The organism is Vibrio sp. 1727, from assembly GCF_033344415.1.
GTDB classification, from domain to species: Bacteria; Pseudomonadota; Gammaproteobacteria; order Enterobacterales; family Vibrionaceae; genus Vibrio; species Vibrio alginolyticus.
Window position 1 is genome coordinate 235,481 of the sequence record NZ_JAWPOT010000001.1, and the last position, 24,085, is coordinate 259,565.

The following is a 24,085-nucleotide window of genomic DNA, read 5'->3' on the forward strand; positions in this document are numbered from 1 at the left end:
GTATACCGCTCAAGGAGCTCCCTTCCTCAGTAACGAACGTCCTGCCATTTAAACTTTATTTCGCAACGTAATGTATGATTTGAAATAGTTTAAAGTATTGATTATTAAGTTATTTATCTATTGATGTGAGCCTGGGTGCCGATCGCCAGTTTTGATCGATTGTAAGGTAAGCAGTTAATTTTTCCCCACATCCAAGCACCATACCTATCTTTATCACTTCGTCTGAACAATACCTGTCGTGACAGTAAACTCTCTTACTTCTTTTGGCTGTAAATGAATCAATGTTCCATTTTCTTTAGCAGACAGGTAACCTTCTGGCCGACAGGTTGCAGGCAGGACGTAAGCCCCTACTTTTTGGTCTCCATTGTACAAAATCCAGCGTGTTGCGTAGTTGAGTTCCGCAGTATTGAATCGGGTTATTAATCTTTTTCCATTCGCTATATCCACTTCAAACTTCGCCTCCTTTGTGTACTGAGACAAATTGTCCATAAAGTAGACGATTTCAGGATCGTACATTTCTGGTGTAGTAAGCTGCTCAATAGGTGACGCCTGCATTTTTAACGCTTCATTGAAGTCGAGCCATTGTGGTGTTGGTTTTACATGGCTTGGGATAGATTCACGTAACTTGACAGCACTGGCGGGTATGTTTTGCACCATCTTGGCTTGTGGGAAGTATGCCGTATTCATGTGGCACATATACTGAAGTGGCATAGGAACCGATGCTAAGTTCTGGACCTTCATCTTAATCTCAAATATAGAGGCATCTTTCTTGATTGAAACTGAGGGGGTGGCCAGATAGTGGTTGCCAAAGCCCATTACATATTCATATTCACCAGTTATGGTGATTTGATGCTCATCGATTTCTAACCATGCTTTATCCATATTCGCACACGGCATTTCACCATGCAGTGGGTGGTCGTCTTCTGGGCTAGGACAGCCGTTACGAATTAAGCCTGAATGAAAAGCAAAGCATCCGTACGTAGCCACTATTTCATTACTTGGTTTTGGCTCTGAGAACATATTCTTCATACACAGATCTTCACCTAAGAATTGTGCGTCCCAAATCATTTGGCCCATATAGGGAAGAATAGTCAGATATCCTTGCGTATTTTCAATCTTTAGAGCTTCAATCCCTGATTGATATTTAAACCCTGAGACTTTGAAGTGTTCAGATTGAATTAAGATCTCTTCTTGTTGTTTAAACTGTGCTTTGCTTAATGGAATGGTATACATGATCTTATCTCCAGAGAGGAAGGCCACTGCGAAGCGGCCTTTACGATATTAATTGGCTTGTTCGGTTAATGTAGATTGCAGCTCATTTTGTTTTTTGTGTTTCATTTCACCTAAGAAGTAGTAGCCAACGTAACCAAAGCAGATGAAATTCACCAAGAACGATAACTGCATACCAACCACATCAGCCGCAAGGCCTTGTATCGCCGGTACGACTGCTGCACCAACAATAGCCATCACAATTACCGCGCCCGCTGTTTCTGTGTACTCGTTATCTACCGTATCTAGTGTTCCTGCGTAGATAGTTGCCCAGCAAGGACCAAACAGAATACTCACACCAACGGCTACGTATACGGCACTGAAATCATGAACTAACGACACATAAGCTAAAAACGCCATGCCAATCACGGAATAGGCAATAAGTACCTTCTCAGCTGAGAATTTAGTCATCAAAATATTGGCGATGAATTTACCAATGAAGAAACAGACAAAGGAGTAAACCATATAGTTGGAGGCGGCACGTTCGTTGATGTCAGCCATCTCTAGCGCTAAGCGTATTGTGAACGACCAGACCGCAACCTGCATCCCCACATATAGGAATTGAGCGATGATGCCTTTTTTGAAGCGGTTATTGGTTGATAAGTACTTCAAGGTTTTACCAATTGAAGGCGCTTTTTTGCCGTTTTGTTGGACAACTTTACATTTAGGATATTGAGTGAACATGAATAGTGCTAGGACACCGATCAGAATGAAGATGATATATTTATATGGCTTCAGTGTATGTTCGAGCATCTCTAGACGGAAAGCATGAATTTGCTCCGAGGACATGGCTGCCATTTGAGACTCTAAACTCGCTCCTTCTTGGAAAATGAGGTACTTACCAAGTAAGATGCCCGCAATAGCGCCGACAGGATAAAATGTTTGGCTAATATTCAAACGCAGTGTGGCATGTGATTTTGGTCCTAGCATTGAAGAGTATGTATTCGCAGCTGTCTCAAGGAAAGAAAGACCAACAGCGATAGCGAAGATCGCTGCAAGGAACATGGTATAGGTTGCCATATGAGAAGCTGGGAAAAATGCCGCGCAACCAAAAATATAAAGTGATAAGCCAATCATAATGGCAACTTTATACGACGATTTCTTGATGACGAGGGAAGCGGGAATGGCAATTAAAAAATAACCACCATAAAAAGCACTTTGTACCAATGCACTTGCAAAATTGGATAACTCAAAAACAGACTTAAATTGAGTTATGAGAATATCATTTAATGCTGCCGCACATCCCCATAAAGGAAATAAGCAGGATAATAGTATAAATTGAAATATGGGTGTTTTATCCAAGTAGCCATCAGAGCCTTGAGTGGTATTATTTTTTATCATGGTAGGGTTCCTTTCGGTATTAGTTATCTGTGGCCCATTAAAGATAATGAGCCATTTTTAATTATTAATTCAGACCGTTAGACTATTTTGAGTGCTTCTCTTCGAACTCTTTGAATTGTTCGATACTTGGATAAGAGAACTGCGTCCCTTTTTCTGTCACACTGAATGCCGCAAATAATGATGCTTTTTCGAGCGACTTTTCTATATCACCAGTTTGCATAAAGTAGTGAGAGAAGCTGCCAATAAATGCATCACCGGCACCACTGGTATCCACTGCATTTACTTTGGTTGGTTCAATAAACACATCTTGGCCGTCTTTGCTTAACCAAAGCGCACCTTTTGAGCCCATTGTGACGATGATGTTGTTCAAGCCTTTATTAAGAAGGATCGTTGCTGCTTCTTTTATCTGCTTTACAGTTTCAACTGGTTTGTTCACTAAAATTTCTAGTTCCGTTTCGTTAGGAACAAAGAAGTCACAACGGCATGCATATTCAATATCAAGTTCGGGGACTGCAGGGGCAGGGTTTAGTAAGACAGGAATATTATGCTTGTTGCCAAATTCTATAGCGGCGTATACGGTTTCAAGCGGCACTTCTAGCTGAAGTACAATCAAGCTACATTCAACCAATGTGCTTTCTGCTTTGTCTATATCAGCGGGCTTTAGAAAATCGTTCGCCCCCTTGATGATCAAGATAGAGTTTTGAGACGTTGAGTTAACAAATATCGGTGCCACACCGCTTGAAGTCTGAGGGACTTTACTGACATATTGAGTATTAATGCCATAAGATTGAAAGTTTCTGATGGTATTGTCAGCAAACATGTCGTCACCTACTTTGGTTACCATCACAACATCAGCGCCCATTTTTGCAGCCGCAACCGCTTGATTTGCACCTTTACCACCACAGCCCATTTTGAATGACGGGGCTTCTAATGTTTCCCCCTCTTTTGGCATACGATCAGTATATGAAATGAGATCGACCATATTAGAGCCGATAACTGCAATTGTTTTCATTTTCAATGTTTCCTATCGTTGTTATAAAATTAACATTAATCGATATCCATGAGTGATTGCTGAGATCTTAATCACTTAAATGATGCTTTTAGTGGTTTCAAAGTGTGGAATCATATGTTTCGTCACACTTTTAGGTTATTATTTGAACATTTGTTCCTTTTTGTGTTATTTAAGTAACATTGTTTGTTCTCAATATTAAAAGACGAGGTAACCTTATGAATCACTACATCGATCACACACTGTTATTAGCGAACGCAACAACGGACCAAATCAATACTCTATGTGATGAAGCTCATGACCATCAGTTTTTCTCTGTTTGTGTGAATCCGCGCTTTGTTGAACACTGTGCGCAGCGTCTAAAAGCATCAAATGTGAAAATTTGCACAGTTATCGGTTTCCCATTAGGAGCCAATACGACAGCTGTTAAAGTATTTGAAACTCAGAATGCCATCTCTCTAGGTGCTGACGAAATCGATATGGTCGTTAATGTCAGCGATGTACTGGATGCCAAATGGGGAGAGGTTGAGCGGGAAATTTCGGCAATTAAGGATGCGTGTGGACAAACGCTGCTCAAAGTGATCTTTGAAACTTGTTTACTCACTAACGAGCAAATTGTTGAGTTGTGTCACATCTGCAAGCGTGCAGGGGCAGATTATGTGAAAACCTCAACAGGTTTTTCTACTGGGGGGGCAACTGTTGAGCATATTACGTTAATGCGTGATACTGTTGGCAACGAAATCGGGGTAAAAGCATCTGGCGGCGTTCGCACACGAGAAACGGCACAAGCTATGATTGACGCAGGTGCTTCTCGAGTTGGTGCGAGTGCCAGTGTGAGTATTGTCTCGGGTGAAAACCCAATAACGAATGGTTACTAAGAGCAAGAAGCCTTTGGCTGTAACAGGCCGAAAATGGAGAAATATGGTTACAAAGCAGTTAGAAAGACTTCGACGAATTGAAGCATGCCTAAAACACTGCGATAAAATTCATTTGAAAGAAATCGCCCGTCTTTTAGAAGTATCAGAAATGACCGTTCGTCGAGATTTAAGCTCCAATGCTGCTCATTCTTTTCCCCTTGAATACTACGGCGGATATATCCGCCGTGGTAATCCAATTGTGTATGATGAAGCTTCAGAAGGTATTGAAGTAAAACCTTCGGAAGCACTTTCGCCTGAGACTGTATCTCAGAGATCTAGCTCTGTTACTGCTTTTTCGCCAGTAAAAGTCAATAACTATATTTCGGCCGTTGTCTCTGATTTTATCGAAATGAATGATGTAGTGTATTTTGATAACGGAGTTCTAAACGCTGATATCATTGGCTCTATACCCGATCATATGAAATTTACCGGGGTTACAGCATCTTTAAACGTTTTTTTAGCGCTAAAGAATAAGCCCAATTGCAAAGCAATTTTGCAAGGAGGCAATTATAACGCGGTGCATGATATTTTTATTTCAGCTTCTAATGACATTCTCACGCCAATGGTCTTTCAGAAAGTCTTTATTTCATCTGTCGGTGTTCATGACACGTTTGGTGTGACGACTTCTGATATGTTGGTATCAAATATCGCCAGTTTAGTAATGGAGAGAAGTCTTAAAAAATACTTAGTAGCAGAAAAGAAAACCATCAATCAAGTCACTACTTATAAAATCGGTGACTTAATGGATTTTCATTATCTAATTTCTGATGATGTCTTACCACAAAAGCTTGAAACCGCGTGTGCTGAAGCTAGGCTGCAGGTCCTAACACCTACATCATGATGTTCAATCAATAAACCGGTTCTGAGTGACACTCACTCCCGAAGAGTTTGGTAAGTTTTGTCGCCGCCATGGTAAATAAGAAAGTATGCGTGGTTGTAAGGGTTAGCAAAATCGGCGTAAACCATCGCCCGATGAGGGCGGTGATATAAGTCGAAATTGCGATAGCAATTTAAATTGTCTATGTTCGAATTTCTGTAACGAAAACCAAGTGTAGAAAGTAAAACCGATTTTTAACTAACTGACCAAGAAGACCCCGCATAGCCTAGTTGCAGAGTGTGGCAAGGTAACCGTTATGGAGCAGCAGTTCGAAACACCAACGCGGCTGGACGGTCGTATCTGCTTGCGGAGTCTTGTGTAAGACTCGGTATATCGAGCAATAGCCTACGAAACAAGAAACATCGCCTAGTAAGGCGGTGAGAAGTCACATATAGAAAAGAATGAGGGCGAAGCCCTCATTCGTTATGAGCGGTATCTGATCAATTAATATACATCGATACGCCTGGACCAACATCGAGACCAAGACCGGTCCACAATAGTAAGAAAGCTGTCCAGAATACAAGGAAACCAATCGCGAGCGGCAACATTGTTGCCATCAAGGTTCCGATGCGTAATTCAGGCTTGTAGCTTTGCATATAGACCAATGCGACACTGAAGTACGGTGACATTGGAGAGATGATGTTCGTTGCACTGTCCCCAATACGGAACATCGCAAGCGTGAATGCCGGTTCAATATTCAATTGCATAAGCATTGGAATGAAAATTGGAGCAAACAGCGCAAACTGCGCACTTCCACTGGTCATGAAGACGTTACAGATACAAGTGATCAAAATAAAACTGATGATCAGCGCATACCCATCAAATCCTACTGACTGTAAAAAGTGAGCTCCTTCGAAGGCGACTAAATTCCCAATTCCCGTCCATTTAAAATACGCAATAAATTGAGCGATAGCCAAAAATAACACCAGTGTGGTCGCAAGAGCTTTCACTGATTCCGCCATCAGTGCCGGGATATCTTCTATTTGCGCTATTTTCCCAACGGTTTTTCCATAAATAACCCCAATGCCTAGAAAGTAAAAAAACATGAAAGGCACTAGGCTTTTGAGAAACGGTGATGGAATTAAGCCACCATCGGCATTTCTTAGTGCAGAGGATTCAGGTAAAACCAATGCCATCACAAACGCGAGATAACCGAGCGTAAACCAGGCGACACGCTTTAAGCCTAACTTTTCCTCTGAGGTCATATTGACGTCAGCCGTTGGCTGCTCTTTCTGCATACTGGACAATGGGTGTATTTTGTTCAGACGTGGCTCTACCACTTTATCAATGATGAGCGTTCCGACAGTCGCTAAGATAAATACTGAAGAAGCGACAAAATAGTAGTTGTCTACCGCACTGACGTACGCGTCAGGGTCAACGATGCGAGCGGCATCCGTTGCAATCCCCGCAAACAGGGCATCACCGACGGTGATAAACAAGCTTGCATCAAAGCCGGCGCCAGCTGCCGCATACGCTGCGGCAGCCCCGGCTAATGGGTTACGACCAACGCTATGAAAGACCATTGCGACTAATGGGATCAATATGAGGTAATTGGCGTCAGAAGCGATAGAGCCACAGATACCGGCAAGAAATACACAAAACGTCAATAAGTGGCGCGGCGCTTTGGCGACGGTCTGTGTTAGAAGAGTAGACAGAAGACCAACTCGCTCGGCCAGGCCAATACCCAGCATCACCGTAATAATGGTGCCCAGCGGCGGGAAATTGACAAAGTTTTTCACGAAATTCGTGAACATGTAAGCGATCCCATCTCCAGACAGCAGAGACTTGATCGGATAAGTTTCGGCAGTCTTAGGGTTATAGGTGTTGATACCGAAATAGTTTAAGACGGCTGAGATCACCATAACAAAGACAGCGAGATAGACGAACAGTAAAAACGGGTGCGGCAATTTATTCCCCGTCGCCTCAACCCAGGCTAGAAAACGGTTGTCTTTAATGGTTTCGGGTCTTGGTGATAGTTTATCTACGTTTTCCACTATTTATCTCTCCCTAGATAAAATTGTGCTAAATCCATATACACTTGTCTCGCTACCGCGATGTTGTTGTCGTTGAAATCGTAATGAGGATTATGCAAATACGCGGAATCTTCGCCATTACCGATAAAGAAATAACAACCGGGTCTTTCCAGCAGATAAAAGCTAAAATCTTCAGCCCCCATCGTTGGCATGTAATCTATTTCGAGTAAATTATCGCTATCAAAGCTGTCCTGACATGCATCAATCACATCACTGGTTTCTTGACGATGGTTAACGAGGGCAGGAATCGAAAGTAGGGTGGTGAGTTCGTATGTACAATTGAATTGTTCACAGACACATTTCAGTGTTTTTTCTATTTCACGGACCAATAGTTCATCGGTGTCTTTATGATCGGAACGTACACTTAAGCTCAGTTGAGCGTCTGAACCAATCACATTGTGCCCCTGCCCCGCATGGAATTCTGAGACAGTGACAGCGGCGGAGTTCAGAGGGGATAACTTTCTAGAGACGACGGTTTGGACTTGAGTCACAAAGCTTGCGCCAGCAACAACGGGATCATGTGACAAGTGAGGCATGGCTGCGTGCCCTCCTTTGCCAGTAATGTTGATGGCCAGGCTAGTGTTCCCACCCATCGCAGAGCCCGACTTAACAAAGACCAGCCCTTGTTTAAAGCCCGGTCTATTATGGTAGCCAAAGATCTTATCGACTCGAGGATTTTCAAGAACGCCGTCATCAATCATGGCTTTGGCTCCAGCACCGCCTTCTTCTGCTGGCTGCATAATGATCACGATGTTCCCACAATACGCATCCTTGTTAGCCATGAGAGATTCAGCCGCGCAAAGCAAGCTCGCGGTATGCCCATCATGACCGCAAGCGTGCATCTTTCCTTCATTCTGAGACTTATGCTCAAAGTCATTGAGCTCTGAAATCGGTAGCGCGTCTAAATCGGCGCGAAAGGCTATGGTTGGGCCAGGCTTATTGGTATAGAGCACCGCTTTCACACCTGTTTTTCCTATCCCCGTCGTCACTTCGTAGCCTAGATTGGTTAGGTGATCAGCCACCAACTGACTTGTGTCGAATTCCTCATACTTCAGCTCTGGATTTCGATGAAGGGTTTTTCTTATCTCGATGTACTTATTGATATCTGCATTCATATTTATTTCTGCATGTTGATTTACTGTTAATTTTGTTGCTCATGAACAGTAATTCATATGGGTGCAGTTAACAATGTTTCATATGTCACAGTTTTGGAAAACTATCTCTGCAGTCCAGCGATTTACTTAAGTGTTGTTTTTGGAATTAAGTAATGAGCTATACTGCTTAAACCTGTAATACCCTGCTACTTGTTGATTTTTTGGTAAGTGGATGGTTATACTGCCTATAGCTGTAATAACTATAGACTTAAAATGATGAGGCAAGAATTAGCGATTAACAGACTTAACGATCTAGATTCAAAGGGTCGGTATGTCTTTTTACACCGAGATTTAGCCAAAATTTTTCACGAAGATTCCACTCGGTCATTGAACGATAGCCTAGCTCGCCTAGTAAAAACAGGATTACTAGAGCGACCAGCGAGAGGGGTCTACGTATACGGCTTATCAAAAAACAAAAACACCTCGAAGACAATTGAGCTTATTGCTATCGCTCTTAGAAGAGGCGAGTACAACTACGTAAGCCTTGAGTCGGCATTGTCTTCTTACGGGGTTATTTCTCAAATCCCAGTAGACAGACTCACCTTGATGACAACAGGGGCTAAGGGAACATACAAGACAAATTACGGAGTAATCGAATTCACTCATACAAAACGATCAGTTTCAGATATTTTAAGTCAGGTGATCACCATCGATAGGCCGCTTAGGGTTGCATCAAAGGCTGCCGCATTAAGAGATTTGAAGCGCGTGGGTCGTAATACGCATTTGATTGATATGGAGGCGATGGTAGATGACTAAGGCGAAAGAAGATTTTGATTTGTTAGTGGAGATGGCGCTCGCTCAGGGTGGCACAAAGGATATGCGCCCCGTTATTGAGAAGGAGCTCCTTCATTACGATATCTTGTTTGCATTAGATGAAGCGAAGTTGCTAGATCGACTCGTTTTTCAAGGCGGTACTTCTTTACGCCTATGTAGAGGCTCCAACCGATATAGTGAAGACTTGGATTTCGCTGGCGGGAAAGATTTCAGTAGTAAAATGTTAATTGAAATGAAGGAGGTAATCGAAAAATACATCGGTGAACGTTACGGGCTTGAGGTGACAGTCAAGGAACCAAGCTCGCTTAAGAAAGATCCGAAGTATGCTGAGCTGAATATTGATAAATGGCAAATTGCGGTAGTGACTTCGCCGGAGCAAAAACACTTAGCTAAACAGAGAATTAAACTTGAGATAGCAAATATCCCTGCCTACACTAAGGAGCCATTACCTCTGGTTCAGAACTATGACTTTCTTCCGGATGGTTACTCATCAACGTTAATTTACACGGAGACTCTTGATGAAGTGATGGCTGATAAAATTATCTCTCTTCCTGCTACACAGAAATACATCAGGCATCGAGATGTTTGGGATCTGGTGTTTTTGAAGCGAAATGGTGCTGCGCTGAATATTGATTTGGTGCTCCAGAAAATCGAAGACTACAAGATCGAAGGCTTTAAGGATATGCTAGATGCTCGCATCTCTTCACTTAAAGAGATTGTGTACGGTGAAGAGTTTTCAAAAGAGATGGAGCGATTCTTGGCTAGAGTGACCTTTGATGGCACGTTGGCTACTGATAAATTCAAATCCTACATGTTGGCAACTCTGACGAAAATCCTTACCGACACAAGAAAGGCGTTGGAAGGAGCAGACTCAGAAGAGCCAGATTTTCCCATGTAACCGAAATTACGTGGATAGTAAATACAGTTATACGCCATATATGTTGGCGTGGCGGTGCTTATAGCAGCTCTTAAATACATCTTCTTAGATGGCTGCCTGGCCTATGATTGAGCAGTCTTACGTCAAATAAAAACCACTTATCTGTTACCGTCGATTTCAAATTGCTCCACTTGGGGCAACAATATCCTGAGCCTGATTTTATAAAAGCGGTCCTTCTGAAGGTAGTTGACACTGTCGTGCTCCCGTTTTATTTAGAGCACCGATTGGTTAGTCGGTGCTCCCTCTTACTTCTTTCCTTTCTATTGTTGGTCACCGGAGTGGGTTGCGTTTTTTATTGCTTGCTGACCTCAGTGTGGTGAGGGATAGCAACAATGCCAAAACTGAAATCCCAATGCCTTAAACGGCAGAAAGGGTTGGTCACTGCAAACCACCACCCACTGAGTTTCCACATCCATGATCATCACCCATTGTTCGCCATACCCGACGAGTCGTTCCGGATCATAAGACCGTTGCTCCATTGCAAGGCTCATGGCCTGGGTTAAGCGGAGGTGTTGCAGCCACAAATCTCCCTGATTCACCGGATACTCTCGGCAGCAACACGATGCTGACGCGAGCCAAAACTTAATCAATGGCAGATCGGGATAGTGTTGGTGTAACTCAAGATCAAAATAACAATGGCGCTGACAGCCAAAACACGCGGTTACGTGCTCATTGAGGGCATGAAACAAAGTGCTATCGTGTCGGTATTGCTGCCAGCAACGCTGGGCATACAGCGACAGGCTGTCTTGCAAAAGTGCCGAAGGTTGCAAATCAAAGGGCGCTTCGGACTGCCACCAAAGCCGTTGTACATCTTGAGATAACCCGCCTAATGCGATGATGGTCAGCGTATTGTCATGCGCGTGTTGAAAATCAAGCAAGGCATGAAGCTTATCCCATTGCGCTTCAAATGAGAGAGTATCATTCATCATAGTCCCTCCTGTTTCATCAGCTCATTAAACGCACTGCCATCGCTTCTTGATGCATTGGCCACATACGGGGCATAGACTTTGAACAATAAGCTCGTATCACTGTGCCCAAGCATGTGCGAGATATAAAGCGGGTTTTCGTGTGCGGCGATATGAAGGACGGCGGCGGTATGTCTGGTTTCATAGGGGCGTCGGCGTTTAAGGCCCGCTTTTTCAAGCGTTGGATACCACAGTTTTTTGCTGACAAAGTGGGTGTCGAGTGGCTTTCCTTGGTGGGTAAACACAAAAGGCGAGTCATCTGTTTTTTGTTCTTTTAGACGGGTAAACACCGCTAGCAGGGTGTCACACATTTTGAGCTCTCGGCGTGATTTGGGGGTTTTCACGTCCCCCAGTTCGCCATTAACCATATTCTGACGAACACAAATGAGGCGGTGCTCAAAGTCGATGTGCTCCCAATGTAGGCCATGAATTTCACAACTGCGGATCCCGGTCCAGAATCGGACGATAAAATAGTCACGCCATTGGGCAGGTACTGTCTCCAGAAAATGCTGAACCTCCTGTATGGTCATCGGATGAGAGTCGGCTTTTTCTTCTTTGAGCGTTTTATAGCGGCGAAGCGGATAGGTAAACTGGTGCTCATCTGCGGCGAGGCCTAAAATGGAGACCAGCGGCCAAAAGATGCCGTTGATACGTTTGTTGGAGAGCTTACGATGGCCCTTGTCGTCCCGTTGGTTGATGAGTGTTTCTCGAAAGAATTCCACATTGGCGAGCGTCACTTCATTAATGAGCGTGTTGCCAAAGTTGGGGATCAGATAACGGTCTAAGGTGTTACGCACTGTTTGTTGATAGCTGCTTTTCCATTTGCCTTTTTGGCGGTCAAACCACTCGTTGGCGAAATCATCAAAAAATGGATAAAGACGGTCGGGGTGCTTTGCTCGTTGCAGCGCCTCAAAAATCCGGACCTTTTTGCTTTCGGGAAAATAGTCGCGATATTGGAAGGTGTTCAACGCGATCTCAGCGTTCATTTGCTTGAGAAGGGTTTTGGCTTGACTGAGGTTTTTCGGGGTCGCCATTTGCTTTGTGCCTTCACGAAAGCGGCGGCCGTACAAATGTAGATCGAATTGAATACGCCCGTTTGGGCGAATACGAATGTGCGCCATGCTGGCCTCCATCAGTGTAGTATCTATAAATAGATCTGTCCCTGACCGATGGAATTCGTTAGAATCGTGCCATCGGCTGGGTCGGGTTAAACGTCGAGCAGCCGGTACGGGGTAGGGAGGTGGCCGCCTTCCTATCCCAACTGCTTATCTGATTTTCAAAGAGTGCGTTTTTAGCCACTATTGGTGAAAATCTCATCAATTACCATATCAGATGCTGGATGTTTGTCCAGTGCTTTTGCGACAAATGTTAAATGTCGTCATAGCCAACCATGTCAATCTGAGCCGTTTCATCATCCACTTTGCCTTCGAGCTGCGCCTCGAGTTTGTTTTTGGCGTCTAGGGCCAGTGAGAGCTTGTCGGGCGCGGGGGCGACATCATCGACGTACGCGTAAGGGTGCTCGCCTTTCACATCATTATAAAAGCCAAGCTTATACACGCCTTCGCTCGCATTTTTGAGTAGCGCAAGTTTGATCTGCTTAGCCGACGTGATGTCCGTTATCCGCACTTTCGCCAGCTCACTTAAATTGATGCGATGCACCATGTCGTGTTTGTGTTTGATGTCTTTGACATTGAGAAAGGCATTTTCGCCGGTCTCCAGCGTCAGGCCGGCGAGCATCACACGATCTCGACTCACCAGAAGCAGCGCTTCATTGGCTTGTTTCACTAAAGCCATGGCGCGGTAGCTATCGATTTCTTCTTTAAACCGGTGGATGTCGACTACGAGACGAAACTCGGTTTGATACGCGACCTCTTGCTTTTTTTGATACTCGCGTAGCGACTTGAGTGAACTGCTGAAGCAGCGCTGACCATCGGAGAAGAGGGCACACTCGTCATCGGTATAGATCTGGATCTCGTCAGAGTCCGTGGTTTCGCACAGGTGTCTTAGCGTATCCACGCTTTCTTTGTTGAGCAGTAAGTTACAATTTGGCACAAATTCCTCGGGCAGCGCATACGAGTGGATGTTGCCACCACGCTCAATACGAATGCTGGATTTCCCCTTTTCTAGCTCATACGCATCAAATGGTCGATAAGTGTCAGCGACATCGAGCGTGTTTAATATCTCACGGGTGGGCTCACGATGACCGCTGGACTCTTGAATTGGCTTAAAAAAGGTATCGTGATGACGCGCAAAAAAGGTAAGGTGCGCATCTAACGCGTCAATCGACTGAATATACAGCCGCGATTTTCGTTCGGTCAGGGTGTCTATTTGCGGCAGGGTGCGATATTGATCGTAGTTTAACTGTATCGTAATGGTCTGCTTTTGCGCTCGTAGCGGACTTTGCAATGCCCAGTATTCTTTAAAGCTGCTGGCATTGAGGCTCCATTGGCCAGGTTTGAGTTTCCAGTCGCGCTCTATCGGCAGGGTGATGTATTGAAGCGCATCGAGAAGGCCACCGATCACATAGGCATGAGTTTTATCAATAATAAACGTGAGCAGAGCCGTAGAGTCGCTTTTGGCTATGGGAGCAAGGAGATGCTGGAGATTATCATGGTGCTTTGGGTCGATAGATAAACTAGGCATAGACGGCATCCTTTTGTTTGTTATGCGTGAGGTGATCGAAATAGGTTTGCAGTGAGTCTTGTAAGTCCTGCGCTGGTACACGTGTGTGAACCGTAATAACCAGACGAGTATCGCCGGCCGGCACGATGAGACGTTTGACGCGATCGTGTGGACGCGCAAACTCAGCGTTGAGCTTGTCCAGCTTCGGGCTGCGTGCTTTTTGTTTGCGATTTTGATACAGCGTGAGCTCGGCGTTGCAGTGCTGAAGTGGGCCGTGATGGAACAAGGCCTGGTAGGCTTTGCGCGTTTTGTCATTGCAGCGACAGTCAAAGGACAGCGTCAAATACGCTTGACCATCTTGCGCTTTTGTCGCGCCTACCGTGGCGCGGCCCAGAGCACGAAGCTGCGTTCTGGCTTTGCGGTCAAATCGAAACACGTCACCTCGCGCCATCGCGAGCCATTGCTCACTGAGCGTGAGGAACGCGACCGGTTGTCCTGGACGTAACGAGAGCGAACGCTTGGTGAAGGGTGAAAACGGGGTAAGGGCGTGGGATTGCGCATCAAGTGTGCTGAGCCACGCTTTGATCAGCGTATTCTCATCCCAGCTCGGCGGATTAGGTAACGCCGCGCTGCGATAAGTGGTGATGTCCTGGCTAAGGGCTTTGGCCTGGCGCGTCGTCGAGTCACAAACCAGCGTAATGAGCTGCGCGTCACGCAGCGAGAGCGAACACCGCTTTTTTTGCTCATTGCTCATCAGCGCGTAATTGGGCTCGAGCGTATTCAATACGCGCGAGATATCGTTAGAACTCGGTGACATGCCGAGCAGATAGCGAAGTTCATCACGGTGATACACTCGACTGTGGGGAGAGATGAGCAGCCCCACCTTGACCATGTCATGCAGGTAGTGCTTTCGAGTCGTGCTGTAGTAACTATGACCGATTTCATCGCCAATAACGTCCAGTAAAATGCCATCATTGACGTCATCAAAGGCGCGTCCCTCCAGCCAAAAATCGAAGCGGGCCTGGCATGCCTGTGGGGTGAGCAGGCTCAGCGTGGTGGATTCAAGAATGCCTTGAAGGTGCTCGCTGCTTCGTTGGTAGGCAAGATGCAGCCCTTGCAGGTAGAGAAGCTCGGCGCCGCTGTGCCTTAAATGATGAAAACGGATCTGTGGGCCAAAGTGCGCTTTAAGCCTCTGGCTGACAGGGTAAAGGTAATAGTGATCTCGCTGCGCGAAGCTTTCCCCCACATAACCGAGCAGCGGCGTGTCGGGAGGGCACTGCGCTTTGAGCTTAATGACGGCGCGTATCAGTTTGGCACAGACCTCAGGTAGGTAGGCATGCGTGATGCGCGTTTTATTGCCTTTGGGTGCCCCTTCCTTGGTGCGAGTTATGATGAGCTCAAAGCGCTGTTTGTCATGCTCATGATAGCTGATGTCACCAAGGCGAAGTCTCAGCATTTCTCCCCGTCGCAGCATCGCATAGTAACCCAGTAAAACGGCAGTGGCGGAAAACAGGCCATCAAGAGCGCCGCTTTGATCGTCACGGAGCAGCGCCATAGCCACGTCGTGCACCTCTTGGGCACTGAGGCGAAAAGGGTCGACTTGGCTTGGCAGTGTCGGGCGCTCAAACTGCGATAGATCAAGGTGATCGGTGAGCTCAATGTGTGTCATGAAACGCAAAAAATTGAAGAGATGCCAAGGGGTCGTCTTGTCCGTTATCCGTTCAAACTGATCACGAGCCCAGCGAGGCAGTGCTTCAGGATCGCTGGCGTCTTTGAGTGACAAAGGCGAAAGCTGCGAGTAAAAATTGGTATAACGGTCGATGGTGACAGCCCCAAGCGTCTTTTTGATGACGCCGCCTTCACGATGCAGTGAGTCCGCAAAATGATAAAAAAACCATGGCAGGACATTGTCACTGCCCAGTGTGGGCGGTAATCGGTTTTTCTTGCTTTGCGGCTTTAAGCCACGAATAAGCGTTTTGTGTGGCCATGAACGGGAAGCGGAAGCGGGGGAGCTGGCTTTGCCCTCTGAAGGTGTTGATAGGAGGGGAACCCGCGCGCTCGGGGACGGCGTAGAGGCCTTTGTGGACGCACGTGCCTGCCTTTGATGCGCACACTCAAGTGTCGCGACGTGACGCTCAGGATCGCTAAAATCACGCAAAAGAGGCACGGGAAGGGCGTGATGGTGATACCAGATGGCCTGAAAGAGCTTATGCCAGTCTTGGTCTGATCTTGGCGGCATGCAATAGGGCACGCCTTCGCACCAGGCATTGAGCGCACGCGTGAGTCTTGTCGTCGTAAGGTGTTTACAGGGAGGGTGAAGATAAAAGGATTGTAAGACTTTGTAGGCAAAGAGGCTCAGTGGATAGCGCGTAAAGCTCGGTTGCTCTTTGCTGGTAAAGTTGGCCAGTGCTTGCGTGTGTTCCACGGTGAGTGTCATGCGACCTTCAAACCATTCAATGGACTCGGGAGAGGTTAAGATGCGCTGCCAATATCGTAGGGGCAGTGGCGCCACCTCAATGTTAAGCACCAGCAAAAGCCAGCCCATTTCCTCCCAGCGCTCACGCACAAAAGAGGCTCGCTGCGCGTGATAGGCGTGCAGGAGCGAACTGGCGGCCGCGCTTTGTTTGAGAATGGAGAGCAGCCATTGCTGCTGGGTATCCTTAAAGACGGGCGTTTGTACGGCCGGTAGCTCCCACTCACAACGCTCTTTGAGATAATGCAGGGTTTGATCGAGCGCTGCCTTGAGGTGGCGCTGACGACCGGTGACAAATTGACGGATACGAGTATTGAGAGCGTTAAGCTGCGGCACGCTGAGCGCACGCGTGGGTAATTCAAACGCTTCAATCTGTTCACATACCCAGCAAAGATCCGCTTTTGCGGCGCATGGCAGCCCCAAATTATCATGAAACTCGGCAATCGCGTCAGCGCGCAGCGTGGTGTGTGACATCGTACTCCTCCATCGGCTCAGATAGGTGCAAAAAATCGGGTAGCTTATCGAGAAAGCGATGCAGCTTGCGCTGCTTGGCGGGAAACAGCACATCGCTGCCGAGCTGCTCGCCGAAATTTGCATGCCCCATGAGCCTATCGATGTCTCCGGCGGTTAACACAGGATCAAGCGAGTTCAGTGCATGCTGGGCAAAAAAATGGCGAAGCTGATAAGGATCGACACGCTCGCTCGGGTTCACGCTCTGCCACGTTGAACTCATAAACTGGCGAAGTGATTGAGCATTGAGGTGCGCAATACTCATCGCCTCGGTCACGGTAAACCAAAGGTAGGGACTCTCTAACGCAACCCCTGTCATGTCGGCCAGCTGGCGCTGCAGGCTGAGATAGCGACGGAGGGTACGTTCAAAGGCGGGGCATAAATACAAGGTTCGATAAATGCCTTTATCGAACACCAGCGCTGAACGCCGATCAAAACACAGCGCTTTCTCAAGCGAAATCGCGTGGGTGGGCCGAGTCCCCGTGAGCGCGATCAGTAGCAGCGCCAGTTCATAAGCGCGGAAGTTGTGAAGCTCACGCAGTGAGGCGGTGGTGTGTCTTTTTTTCTCCAGTGCTCGGCCTTTGTTGGCAAGTCGGGCGAAAAATTGGCGAACGTCATTAACCAAAAGCTGTCGAGTCGATCCAATCGGCTGAGCCGGTATCGGAAGATACTCGCGCGTCGAATCAGTGATCGCGTAGCGAAAGGCAACAATCTCTCCGGGCGTGGCCAAATAGGCCGGAACCGATGACTGGGCTTTGAACAGCGGCGCATCGTTGCCGGTGACGGGCTCGGGCGCGCAAAACAGCGCCAGTAAGTCACTCGGCATGGCTTGGTGCAGCCGAGAAAGATAGCGACCTTGGGCATGAAAAAGCTCATACCGAACGGCGTTGGTATTACTGCTCTGATAAGCGGGCGCGCTATTATGATGCGGCGACTTGTCCTGAAGTGTGCTGTATTTGGTGCACACAGACACGTGCGGATCGCGATGCAGCATTGAGTCAATATAGTGATAAAAATGATCGCGCCGCATCATGTCGTACCCCTTTAAGGCAACGGGCGTGCGCCATTTTGTCTGAAGAAATCTCAAGAACGCGCGTTTTTCATCCTCACTCATGTGCCACGCCTGGCTGTTCGCCTTGGTGTGGGCGAGGGCACCCACGAACCAGTGATTGAGACCGTTTGGGATGGGCTGCCAGCGCCATTCGGTGCCTTGCGGTGTGCGATGGGGCATCGCGTATTCTACCCAGCTGGGCGCGGTTTTTCGTATCTTTCGCAGGCGATACGCGTCGCAATCGTCACGGCCACTGACTAAGCGAAGATCGGGGATATCTTCAATCGAGTGGCAATGAGGCAAGCGATTGATCAGCCACAGGTAGAGAAAGAGCAGCAGCGCTCTGTCCAGCGGAGAGATTTTCTCGGTATTGGTCAGGTTGGCATCAAGGTGGGGGGCAATCTGAACGGAGAATCGCTGTTTGAGACGTATAATGGCGGCCAGCAGCTTTAAGGCGTGACGTTTCGCATTCGGGGCGACCCCTCCTGCGTTTCGTTTTCGCTCCGCTTTTCTTCGTTGCTCTGAGTCTCTCATCGATCGATTGCCTCTGGTTGTCCAATACCAAGCCTGTTGCCTCCAGAGTCCAAAAGGAGAAGAAAGCGTCTCACATCGTCACGCGGTGCTTTTGGCCACTGGTATGTTTAGAGGACTGTTTAATTCTATATATGGTGTGTCATTTGTGTTTCGCGCCCAATATATTGGGTTTTATTATAGGCGTATTGGTGGGTTTTTCGTCAAGGGAGGAACGGGGAATAATAGCACGGACAATGTGCGATTGATCTCATATCTGAGCAAAAGTGGCTTCAATATTGAGAGGTTGTGGCAAAAAAGGTGGGCCTGGCGCTTTTCTTTGGTGGGGACTTTAGAATCATCGAGAGATCACCAGGAGGCCACCATTTGGGAGCTGAGATCGGTCGCCGTTGCACGTGATGAGAGTCAGCGAGGAGGGGAAGTGGTATGAGTAATAGTGGAAATAGGGGCCTGCCTACGTTGAATGGTGTGAACGACATCTTGTGAGCATTGCCTATATGGGTGTGGGCATCGTAACCGTTGTGACTCTTGTCTTTATGGTTTATTTCAACAAGGAAGAAAATATTTTTTTGCTAAGTCGATGCCGATGATTTTATGCATGAGTCATGGTCTTCTCCTTTTGCTGCAGGACCTGAACACTCCAAGCATGGCTTATGACCATGTGAAGTGGTAGGGGGAGACCATCTCATCACTTAACGCGTCTATGTGTCAGGAAGAAATGGAGGTCAATATGCCGTTAGATCTTAATGACTTGGAAATGGCAATGGAGTTTGTTTCTGGGGATTTGAGTTTTGGTGCTGAGGCGTATTTGAATACGCAGTCTGGGCAAATTCAATACATTGGTGATGGCGTAGATGAGGTTGTACCTGACGATATCGAGGACTCAGATCATTACCTTTGTATTCCGAGTAAGTGTGATTTAGGTTTAGGTCGAAGAACCGTTCTAGAATTTGTTTCCCGAGAGTTGCCAAGTGAATACGATTTGATATCTGATTACTTCAGCCGAAAAGGTGCTTTTGCTAAATTTAAGCATCGTTTAGAACAAATTGGCGCAACAGAGCAGTGGTATCAGTTTCAAAGTTTAGCCACAAAACAAGCTCTGAAAGATTGGTGTGAAGAAAATTCAGTTACATATGTCGCTTAACACATCAAATGCTTTAAGACGGATTCGCAACGCTCGGCGGTTTTGGCTTGATTTGGCTTTTGTGTTTACGGTGCAAAAATTAGGGTTTGTGGTAGCGTCGCTCACCACTTAAGCGGGCTATGACACAGTTTCACTGACGTCCGGAATTACGGATAATTTTCAGTTGTTGAAACCTGCATCTTCAAGTTGAACGGGTATAGAAGTAATCCAAATATCGTATCGCTGTGTATGCTTTAAGCAAGAAAAGGTTAACGGAAATCGGTCACAACAGACGAAGTCGATAGGTTTTAAGATGAACTACTTTGCAAAGGATCCCTTCTAGGTAACGTAAACCTGGAGGGTAAATGAAAAAACTAAAGCAACAGTACCGAAGCCGAGACAAGGAGTATGGGCATTATTTGTGGGATGTGTATCCTCGTGTACGTAGTGGGACTCATAAGCACTTTTCAACCAAGCAGGAAAAGAGTTACTTTTTCCTCCATGAAATCGAGTGTCGAGGGTACCCAATAAAACTGAGAGCAGCTAGAGGAAAAGCACTAGCCGACCCTTGGGATGATTATCCAGCATGCGTATATGACGTTGCGAAGTGCTGGAAGCATAATTCAAAAAGGCGTCACCAGTACTACAGATAAACATCATCGAGCCTCGCTAATGCGGGGCTTTTTTCTGTCCGTCGGCGTGTTCATTAGAGTCTGCTAGCTCGGATTTGCCTCAAAAGTTGTTAGACTAATATTTATGCAGTACACACTTCTCTTGCCATAATTGGCCATTTTTTCTAATGATTGGATATGGTTATTATTTAATAAGGGTGTAGTTCTATATTTGTCGTGTGAGTCGGTGGCGATTCAAGCAGTAGAACATCGGGTTCAAAGCTAGCGGAATCAACATTCCAGATTGACAGCTAGTAAAATCAACAATCCTTAATGCCTGAAGACCGCTTCATGGCTTTTTATTTACTGTAAAAAAAATTACTGTAACTTTTTTTACAGTAGCCCAATTTACACTAAATACCTCATGCTCTATTCTATTGCTAATACGTGAAAGCAAAAGTAGAAAGCAATGAAAAAATTTTATAACCGTCAGAAGGAATTAAAAGCTCTACAAACTGTTTCTGAGCAGATAGTAGAAACAAAGGGGCAACTTAGCGTAATGGTTGGGAGAAGACGCGTAGGTAAAACCCGTCTTTTAAACGAAGCTTTTCACCAAGAAAATACCAAATTCCTTTACCTTTTCATAAGTCGAAAGAGTGAACGCTCCTTAGTGGCTGAATTCGCAGAAATCATCAATAGTGAGCTCGGTGTTAAGTTTTTCCAGCCCCAATCACTGCGAGATATCATTGAGTTCTTGTTGGATTATACAAAGCAAAAACCTCTGACAATCATCATTGACGAGTTTCAAGATATCGACATCGTCAACCCTGCTCTATTCTCCGATATTCAAAATTTATGGGATGCAAACAAGAGAGACTCGATGATGCACCTAGTGTGCTGTGGCTCCCTCTACAGCATGATGACGAAGATTTTCAAAGGCAAAGACGAGCCTCTATTCAATCGTGATGATAGATTCTTTAAAATTCAACCTTTGCAGCCCTCTTATCTTGCCGAGGTAATGAAAGATCACGATCAATTTGATGCTGAAAACATGCTTCGATGGTGGTGCCTATCTGGCGGGATACCAAAATACCTTGAGTGGTTAACCCGATTCTCTGCTGAGAACGATGACCTATTTGAGGGGGTAATCTCCGAATTTTCACCACTAATAAAAGAAGGAACTCATCGACTCGTTGAAGATTTTGGCTCAGAACATCGAGTGTACTTCGATATTCTTGGTGCGATATCAAAAGGCAATACAAGCCGTGCTCGAATTGAAAACTTCTTAGATATGAGTGTCGGTGTTCATCTGGAAAAGCTTGATGAAGTTTTTGATGTTATTACCAAAAAGCGCCCGATTAGCTCTAAAGAGAACTCACGAGATATTCGTTACTCCATTTCCGATCCGTTTCTAAACTTCTGGTTTCGATTCATCCATGCCAACAAAAGTGCTGTTGAGATGGAGAACTACGAATACATCCGAAGATATATTGAACGAGATTTCACCGTTTACTCTGGTCTGGAATTAGAGAGCCTGTTCGTCGCGATATTGGTTGAATCAAAGCAATTCGGAAAGATTGGTGGATACTGGGATGCAAAAGGTCACAATGAGATCGATATAGTGGCTATTAATGACTTAGATAAGAAAATACTCATTGCCGAAGTAAAGAGACAGCAAAAACGTTACAGTGAGGTCAAATTAATAGAGAAGTCCCACTGCCTTTTGAAAAAGTTAAATCTAAAAGGTTATGACGTTGAATATCGTGGATTTTCATTGGATAACTTAGTTGAAACAATGAAAGAGTATCAAGCGTAATCAACACCTATGTGCTTGCGAACTTTTTCGCTGTACTCTCGCGATGAACATAAGATCACAAAGGCATTACGATTGACGATTTCACCGACATTGTGATGTTATGAATCCCCAAAAGTGTAACTCTGCTCTTAGTAGGCTGATAAGTTACGGGGGATCTGATTCAGCCGGTTCCCCTTTTTTACTGCCAATAAAATCAATGCCTTAAGCCTAACTCATTACAAAAAACGTAGGGAGATGTAGATTTTATTATTAAAAACAGTGAGTTAAAAGATTAATTTATAAGGCGGCATTTCAACTTAACTTAAGGTTACATTCCTAGCGCGTATACATGAAGGATGTCAGCCTTGCTTTTTTAATCTGCTATTATGATGGCAAATTATACCATAAAACTCGTTAATTTGTCATTATAGTAATAATAACATCACCGTCACGGTGATGGTTTTTTACGTCATTCGTTTTAATGAAGCAATGATTATTATTACTTTATATTTGCCACAATAATAGCAATAAAACCATAATTGGTGCTATAATCGATATCATGGTGGCAACTTACGAGGCATGTATGTTATCTCTTTATACCGCTTATGATTTGCAAATGGATCTCAAAGAGTTTATCAAGTCCGCTCGGAAAAAAGATAAACTCAGTGTTCAGAAGATGGCCGATCTCTCTGGCGTGCCTTACGCAACGATCCGAAAGTTTGAGTCATCTGGCAACATCTCATTGCGTCAGTTCCTCATGCTGTATGAGACAGTCGGTGACTTGAAAAAAGTGAAAGAGCTGACAAAGTCGTCTGAGCCTGAATTTAAATCAATAGAGGATGTGCTTCGACGTGCTTAAATCAGCCCTAACCGTAAAACGAACGCTTAGCACAGGTGAAAAGGTACTTGTCGGCAAGCTCGTTGAAAATAGTAAGCAAAGCTTCTTTCAATTTGATGAGGCTTATTTAGGCGCTCACTCAACCTCTCTGGCTCCGTTCAATTTAAAGGCTGATACAAGCCTGCAAGTTGCGCCTAGAGAACCGCATTACGGCATTCATGGGGTTTTTGGAGATAGTCTCCCTGATGGTTGGGGTCTTTATCTCATGGATCGTGTATTTAGACAGAACGATCATAACCCAAAGGAAGTTACCGCCCTAGAGCGTTTGGCTTACCTAGGTGACAGATGTATGGGGGCGTTGAGTTATGAGCCTGAATTAGATTTACTTGATGAGCCTAAGGAGTCAATTGATATCATTACCCTTGGCCGAGCTGCGATTGAAGAGTTTGAAGGCACCGAGTCTGCTTTGCTCGAGCACTTGATGAATACTGGAGGATCGGGTGGTGCTAGGCCCAAGATGAACGTTACACGTTTATCGAATGGGCAATATTCAACATTAGATGACGCACTAGGAACAAAGCTTATCGTAAAGCTGACATCTGAAAAGTTTGACTTGAAGCACTCTGAATCATTAGTCGAATATTGCTACATGCAGATGGCCCGTAATGTCGGCATTGAGGTTCCTGACTTTGATTTAATTGATGCGGGTAATGGACGATTTTGGCTAGAGCAGGAACGATTTGATTGCACCGAGCAAGGCGGTCGAATCCATATGATTTCTGCGTGTGGGTTGTTAGATGCACCGTTTCGAGAGCCTTCTTTGGACTATGTGGATTTAGTTAAAGCTACGCGCATCTTGTGTAGTGTCACTGAGTCTCAGAAGCTCATTAAGCGCTGCATATTTAATTACCTAACGGTTAATCAAGATGATCACAGTAAGAACTTCAGTTTCCTTGCCAGTGACGCCGATAACTGGACGCTATCGCCTTTCTACGACATTGTTTACAGCCCTAACCCTTACAAAGAGCATATGACGGCATTTGGTGGTAATGGCCGAACGCCAAAGAGCGCACTAGACCAGTTAGCTGCTCAGTCGGGGTTGTCTTCAAAGAAAGCGATTATGGTTATGGCTGAGGAAATATTTGAAACAACACGCTCGTTTAGTCATGAGGCCAAACATCTGGGCTTGTCACCTAATCTAATCAAGGAGATTGATAAGGATATGGTAGAAAAATTTAAGGCGCTGTAAGTGTAG

The 24,085-nt window shown here is 45.6% G+C and carries 19 protein-coding genes; 9 read left to right on the forward strand and 10 right to left on the reverse strand.

Going from position 1 to position 24,085, the window contains the following annotated elements:
* Nucleotides 1–213: 213 nt before the first annotated feature.
* The 3 genes from R8O10_RS01090 to rbsK all read right to left on the reverse strand — a co-directional run bounded on the left by R8O10_RS01090 (nt 214) and on the right by rbsK (nt 3,622).
* Nucleotides 214–1,233 (reverse strand): aldose 1-epimerase family protein, encoded by a 1,020-nt coding sequence (locus tag R8O10_RS01090; protein WP_258512425.1) that lies wholly within the window; start codon nt 1,231–1,233, stop codon nt 214–216.
* A 48-nt stretch (nt 1,234–1,281) separates the two neighbouring features.
* Nucleotides 1,282–2,610: an L-fucose:H+ symporter permease gene (fucP, locus tag R8O10_RS01095; RefSeq protein WP_258512424.1), complete on the reverse strand. Its 1,329-nt coding sequence runs from the start codon at nt 2,608–2,610 to the stop codon at nt 1,282–1,284.
* Nucleotides 2,611–2,692: 82 nt separating this feature from the next.
* Nucleotides 2,693–3,622, reverse strand: a complete 930-nt coding sequence (rbsK, locus tag R8O10_RS01100; RefSeq protein WP_005397555.1) for a ribokinase — start codon at nt 3,620–3,622, stop codon at nt 2,693–2,695.
* A 215-nt stretch (nt 3,623–3,837) separates the two neighbouring features.
* Here rbsK and deoC point away from each other — a divergent pair, with 215 nt between their 5' ends.
* Nucleotides 3,838–4,497 carry a deoxyribose-phosphate aldolase gene (gene deoC / locus R8O10_RS01105; protein ID WP_258512423.1) on the forward strand — a complete coding sequence of 220 codons (660 nt, stop codon included), beginning with the start codon at nt 3,838–3,840 and terminating at the stop codon, nt 4,495–4,497.
* Nucleotides 4,498–4,540: 43 nt separating this feature from the next.
* Nucleotides 4,541–5,377: a DeoR family transcriptional regulator gene (locus R8O10_RS01110; protein ID WP_258512422.1), complete on the forward strand. Its 837-nt coding sequence runs from the start codon at nt 4,541–4,543 to the stop codon at nt 5,375–5,377.
* 476 nt (nt 5,378–5,853) lie between these two features.
* On the opposite strand, the gene R8O10_RS01115 is transcribed toward R8O10_RS01110, so the two are convergent.
* Entirely contained in the window at nt 5,854–7,407 is a 1,554-nt protein-coding gene (locus R8O10_RS01115; protein WP_213916529.1) for an AbgT family transporter, read from the reverse strand.
* A complete protein-coding gene (locus tag R8O10_RS01120; RefSeq protein ID WP_005397570.1) occupies nt 7,407–8,561 on the reverse strand; it encodes a M20 metallopeptidase family protein in 1,155 nt (384 codons plus the stop codon). The genes R8O10_RS01115 and R8O10_RS01120 overlap by 1 nt, the downstream gene beginning before the upstream one ends.
* A 255-nt stretch (nt 8,562–8,816) precedes the next feature.
* Here R8O10_RS01120 and abiEi point away from each other — a divergent pair, with 255 nt between their 5' ends.
* Together abiEi and R8O10_RS01130 are read left to right on the forward strand one after the other, a co-directional pair.
* Nucleotides 8,817–9,356: a type IV toxin-antitoxin system AbiEi family antitoxin gene (abiEi, locus tag R8O10_RS01125; protein ID WP_213916544.1), complete on the forward strand. Its 540-nt coding sequence runs from the start codon at nt 8,817–8,819 to the stop codon at nt 9,354–9,356.
* A complete protein-coding gene (locus R8O10_RS01130; protein WP_213916531.1) occupies nt 9,349–10,272 on the forward strand; it encodes a nucleotidyl transferase AbiEii/AbiGii toxin family protein in 924 nt (307 codons plus the stop codon). Before abiEi ends, R8O10_RS01130 begins: the two co-directional genes overlap by 8 nt.
* 347 nt (nt 10,273–10,619) lie before the next feature.
* On the opposite strand, the gene R8O10_RS01135 is transcribed toward R8O10_RS01130, so the two are convergent.
* The 5 genes from R8O10_RS01135 to R8O10_RS01155 form a co-directional block, all read right to left on the reverse strand.
* A complete protein-coding gene (locus R8O10_RS01135) occupies nt 10,620–11,240 on the reverse strand; it encodes a hypothetical protein (RefSeq protein WP_213916532.1) in 621 nt (206 codons plus the stop codon).
* Nucleotides 11,237–12,397: a tyrosine-type recombinase/integrase gene (locus R8O10_RS01140; protein WP_318113816.1), complete on the reverse strand. Its 1,161-nt coding sequence runs from the start codon at nt 12,395–12,397 to the stop codon at nt 11,237–11,239. Before R8O10_RS01140 ends, R8O10_RS01135 begins: the two co-directional genes overlap by 4 nt.
* Nucleotides 12,398–12,644: 247 nt before the next feature.
* A complete protein-coding gene (locus R8O10_RS01145; RefSeq protein WP_237309409.1) occupies nt 12,645–13,919 on the reverse strand; it encodes a hypothetical protein in 1,275 nt (424 codons plus the stop codon).
* On the reverse strand, nt 13,912–16,845 hold the full coding sequence (locus R8O10_RS01150; RefSeq protein ID WP_318113817.1) for a site-specific integrase: 2,934 nt from the start codon (nt 16,843–16,845) through the stop codon (nt 13,912–13,914). The genes R8O10_RS01145 and R8O10_RS01150 overlap by 8 nt, the downstream gene beginning before the upstream one ends.
* Nucleotides 16,820–18,466 carry a site-specific integrase gene (locus R8O10_RS01155; RefSeq protein ID WP_318113818.1) on the reverse strand — a complete coding sequence of 549 codons (1,647 nt, stop codon included), beginning with the start codon at nt 18,464–18,466 and terminating at the stop codon, nt 16,820–16,822. Before R8O10_RS01155 ends, R8O10_RS01150 begins: the two co-directional genes overlap by 26 nt.
* A gap of 727 nt (nt 18,467–19,193) precedes the next feature.
* On the opposite strand from R8O10_RS01155, the gene R8O10_RS01160 reads away from it, so the two are divergent.
* The 5 genes from R8O10_RS01160 (at nt 19,194) to R8O10_RS01180 (ending at nt 24,079) form a co-directional block, all read left to right on the forward strand.
* Complete coding sequence (locus tag R8O10_RS01160) at nt 19,194–19,607, forward strand: UPF0158 family protein (protein ID WP_318113819.1); 414 nt, start codon at nt 19,194–19,196, stop codon at nt 19,605–19,607.
* Between the two features lie 344 nt (nt 19,608–19,951).
* Nucleotides 19,952–20,239, forward strand: a complete 288-nt coding sequence (locus R8O10_RS01165) for a hypothetical protein (RefSeq protein ID WP_031780640.1) — start codon at nt 19,952–19,954, stop codon at nt 20,237–20,239.
* A 427-nt stretch (nt 20,240–20,666) separates the two neighbouring features.
* Nucleotides 20,667–22,013 carry an ATP-binding protein gene (locus R8O10_RS01170; RefSeq protein WP_005397606.1) on the forward strand — a complete coding sequence of 449 codons (1,347 nt, stop codon included), beginning with the start codon at nt 20,667–20,669 and terminating at the stop codon, nt 22,011–22,013.
* A gap of 562 nt (nt 22,014–22,575) precedes the next feature.
* Nucleotides 22,576–22,851, forward strand: a complete 276-nt coding sequence (locus tag R8O10_RS01175; RefSeq protein WP_065274105.1) for a helix-turn-helix domain-containing protein — start codon at nt 22,576–22,578, stop codon at nt 22,849–22,851.
* Nucleotides 22,844–24,079: a type II toxin-antitoxin system HipA family toxin gene (locus R8O10_RS01180; protein WP_318113820.1), complete on the forward strand. Its 1,236-nt coding sequence runs from the start codon at nt 22,844–22,846 to the stop codon at nt 24,077–24,079. The genes R8O10_RS01175 and R8O10_RS01180 overlap by 8 nt, the downstream gene beginning before the upstream one ends.
* Nucleotides 24,080–24,085 lie beyond the last annotated feature (6 nt).

Bases quoted from the DNA above. Each gene is read 5' to 3' on its own strand.
- R8O10_RS01135 (WP_213916532.1), bottom strand. From the start codon at position 11,240: ATGATGAATGATACTCTCTCATTTGAAGCGCAATGGGATAAGCTTCAT.
- R8O10_RS01160 (WP_318113819.1), top strand. From the start codon at position 19,194: ATGCCGTTAGATCTTAATGACTTGGAAATGGCAATGGAGTTTGTTTCT.
- R8O10_RS01150 (WP_318113817.1), bottom strand. From the start codon at position 16,845: ATGTCACACACCACGCTGCGCGCTGACGCGATTGCCGAGTTTCATGAT.
- R8O10_RS01170 (WP_005397606.1), top strand. From the start codon at position 20,667: ATGAAAAAATTTTATAACCGTCAGAAGGAATTAAAAGCTCTACAAACT.
- R8O10_RS01145 (WP_237309409.1), bottom strand. From the start codon at position 13,919: ATGCCTAGTTTATCTATCGACCCAAAGCACCATGATAATCTCCAGCAT.
- R8O10_RS01165 (WP_031780640.1), top strand. From the start codon at position 19,952: ATGAAAAAACTAAAGCAACAGTACCGAAGCCGAGACAAGGAGTATGGG.
- R8O10_RS01175 (WP_065274105.1), top strand. From the start codon at position 22,576: ATGTTATCTCTTTATACCGCTTATGATTTGCAAATGGATCTCAAAGAG.
- R8O10_RS01110 (WP_258512422.1), top strand. From the start codon at position 4,541: ATGGTTACAAAGCAGTTAGAAAGACTTCGACGAATTGAAGCATGCCTA.
- R8O10_RS01140 (WP_318113816.1), bottom strand. From the start codon at position 12,397: ATGGCGCACATTCGTATTCGCCCAAACGGGCGTATTCAATTCGATCTA.
- fucP (WP_258512424.1), bottom strand. From the start codon at position 2,610: ATGATAAAAAATAATACCACTCAAGGCTCTGATGGCTACTTGGATAAA.
- R8O10_RS01120 (WP_005397570.1), bottom strand. From the start codon at position 8,561: ATGAATGCAGATATCAATAAGTACATCGAGATAAGAAAAACCCTTCAT.
- R8O10_RS01130 (WP_213916531.1), top strand. From the start codon at position 9,349: ATGACTAAGGCGAAAGAAGATTTTGATTTGTTAGTGGAGATGGCGCTC.
- R8O10_RS01155 (WP_318113818.1), bottom strand. From the start codon at position 18,466: ATGAGAGACTCAGAGCAACGAAGAAAAGCGGAGCGAAAACGAAACGCA.
- deoC (WP_258512423.1), top strand. From the start codon at position 3,838: ATGAATCACTACATCGATCACACACTGTTATTAGCGAACGCAACAACG.
- rbsK (WP_005397555.1), bottom strand. From the start codon at position 3,622: ATGAAAACAATTGCAGTTATCGGCTCTAATATGGTCGATCTCATTTCA.
- R8O10_RS01090 (WP_258512425.1), bottom strand. From the start codon at position 1,233: ATGTATACCATTCCATTAAGCAAAGCACAGTTTAAACAACAAGAAGAG.
- abiEi (WP_213916544.1), top strand. From the start codon at position 8,817: ATGAGGCAAGAATTAGCGATTAACAGACTTAACGATCTAGATTCAAAG.